Annotated in this window: 1 protein-coding gene; it reads right to left on the minus strand. The window is 53.8% G+C overall.

The features are described from left to right. Nucleotides 1-2,712, minus strand: a 2,712-nt coding sequence (locus M6D81_RS31285) for a cadherin-like beta sandwich domain-containing protein (protein ID WP_262681560.1), incomplete at its 3' end; no start/stop codon positions are given. Nucleotides 2,713-2,990 lie beyond the last annotated feature (278 nt).

Consider the following 2,990-nt stretch of genomic DNA (forward strand, 5'->3'; position numbering starts at 1 on the left):
ATACGCTTCATTCCCATTCGTACCCAGGCTGACAACGGGAGCGCCGTTATCCAACCGGAAGCGATTCGATCCGGCAGCCACATCATTGCCGACTTCATCAGAGGCGCGGATATGCAAATACCAGTCGCCGTTCACGCCACTGTGCGACAAAATGTCTCCGCTTGAGAAGCTTGCCCATCCGGCGCTGTCGTCCGGGGTGCCGGAAGTTTGTGTCCATACATATTGCAAGCTGTCCGAATCGACGCCGCTCTCGCTGTCGCTGACGGTAACGGCCGTCGAAGCCGTTGTCGCATAGCTCTCATTCCCGTTAGTGCCAAAGCTGACAATGGGAACGCCGTTATCCAACCGGAAGCGATTCGATCCGGCAGCCACAACATTGCCAACTTCATCAGAGGCCCGGATATGCAAATACCAGTCGCCGTTTGCACCACTGTGCGACAAAGTGTCCCCGCTTGAGAAACCGCTCCATGCTGCACCGCCGTCAGGCGTACTTGGGCTTTCCGTCCACACAGCCTGCAGGCTGTCCGGATCGACGCCGCTCTCGCCGTCGCTGACGGCAACGGTCGTCGAAGCGGTTATCGCATACGTTTCATTCCCGTTCATGCCCAAACTGACGGCGGGAGCTGTTGCGTCCTTCATAATGGTTATAGTGTATGACTTTCCTGCCGACAAGTACGGCTCCACATGTGCCTGAATGACGGTGGAATCTCCTGTCAACGGCACACTAACCGCAGAAGCGCTCGTTTCATACGCCCCGTTGATGAACAGTTCAGCATGCACGGGGTCCGCAAGCGTCGCCGTCACATTAACATCAGTGGCCACAGAACCCACATAGGCCGTATAACTGGTCACGTCCGGAACGAAGGAAGGGCTCATCGCAGCTCCATCTAAAGTAAGACCACTTAAATCCGCATTGTTCGGAATGTTCCCCTGACCTGCATCATTTCGATTCCATGCCACGACAGTGCCGTCCGACTTCAAAGCCAGATTATGATAAATACCAGTTGAGATCGCCACCACGCCACTCTTCGCCAACGTCGGAACGCTCGTCTGACCGGCATAGTTATTTCCCCATGCAACCACACCTCCATCTGCCTTCAACGCAGTGGAATGATAGTACCCGGCAGTAATGGCCACTATGCCGCTTTGCGCTTCAGCAGGGACAGTCGCCTGCCCATAGTTGTCGCTTCCCCATGCCACCACGCTGCCGTCCGATTTCAACGCCAATGCATGATAGCCTCCACCGGCAATTGCGATAACTCCGCTCTGGGCTTCAATCGGGATGGTTCTCATCGCAAAGTTTTCACCCCCCCATGCCACCACACTTCCGTTCGACTTTAATGCCATGGAAAAGTTGGCTCCGGCAGCAATCGACACTACGTCGCTTTTCGCTTCAGTCGGGACGCTCGACTGACCCCAGTAATTATATCCCCATGCCACCACGCCGCCATCCGACTTTAACGCCAAGGAATGATTCTGTCCGGCTGCAATTGACATGACATTGCTGCCAGCTTCAACAGGGACGCTTGCTTGACCCTTTCCATCATCTCCCCACGCTATTACGCTACCGTTAGACTTTAATGCCAAGGAATGAGTGCCTCCAGCTGCAATCGACAGTACACCGCTGCCTGCTTCGGTCGGGACGCTCGTCTGACCTTCATCATTTTGTCCCCATGCTGCTACACCGCCATCCGACTTCAACGCCAGGGAGTGATAGCCTCCAGCTGCAATTCCGCTGCCTTTCACAGGTTTCGATAATTCTGCCGGGACGTTCTGTTGACCGAAAGCATTGCTTCCCCACATCACTACACTGCCGTCTGCCTTTAACGCCAGGGCATGACTGTACCCGCCGGCAACTGCTACTACGCCACTTTGCGCTTCGATGGGGATATTCTTCTGTCCATTAACATTGTCTCCCCACACAACGACGGAGCCGTTCGCCTTTAACGCCATGGAAAAATGACGTCCTGCTTCAATCGACACAATCCCAGTTTGCGCATTGGCCGGGACGTTCACTTGACCATCGAAATTGTCTCCCCAAGCGACAACGGAGCCATCTGTCTTTAATGCCAGAACATGATCTCGTCCGCTCGCAATGGCCGATACCCCGCTTTGCGCTTCGATGGGGATATTCTTCTGTCCATCAACATTGTCTCCCCACACGACGACGGAGCCGTCCGCCTTTAACGCCAGGGAATGACCGTATCCGGCTGCAATCGCCACAACCCCGCTTTGCGCATCGGCGGGAACAATCGATTGCCCCCAGAAGTTATAGCCCCAAGCGATAACGGAGCCGTCCGCCTTCAAAGCCAGTGAATGGTTGCCTCCGCCCGCAATCGCCACTACGCCGCTCTGCGCCTCTGTCGGAACATTCACTTGACCGCAATTGTTATCTCCCCAAGCAACGACGGAGCCCCCCGCCTTGAGTGCCATGGAGTGGTTGCCTCCCGCCGCAATCGCGATGACGCCACTCTGAGCCTCGGTCGGCACATCCGTTTGACCGACATTGTTACGCCCCCAAGCGACAACTGAGCCGTCCGCCTTTAACGCCAAGGAATGTCTTTCTCCACTCGCAATGGACACCACACTTTGTGAACCGGCTCCTGATTGTGCCGCTGCTGCGGTATGCTGCCATCCGGGCAGTTCGATCACGCTTATGAATAGAACAAGGACCAAGATAATGGATACTCTACTATGAAACCTACTTTTCACCTTTCGCGCTCCTCTTCCTCTTCATTTCATAGCTATTTATAAGACTCTTAATGAAGATAAGCTATGATGCTTGCCTATTCTCGCATATTTGTTCCTATGCAATCTTAAAGGTTTCTTAAAGCTTTTATCCCCATAATTGTTATCGAATCCCATATCCATTCGTGATATTGTACATATATGCATTGAAGACGGACCTTCCCAGGTCCGTCTTCTCTCATGCTTGTCTCTTTATTTAGCTCTGGATGAAGCGCAAATCCCTCAACAAGCGTGCCAGCATT

Source organism: Paenibacillus sp. J5C2022 (assembly GCF_025567625.1).
In the GTDB taxonomy this organism is placed as follows: Bacteria; Bacillota; Bacilli; order Paenibacillales; family Paenibacillaceae; genus Pristimantibacillus.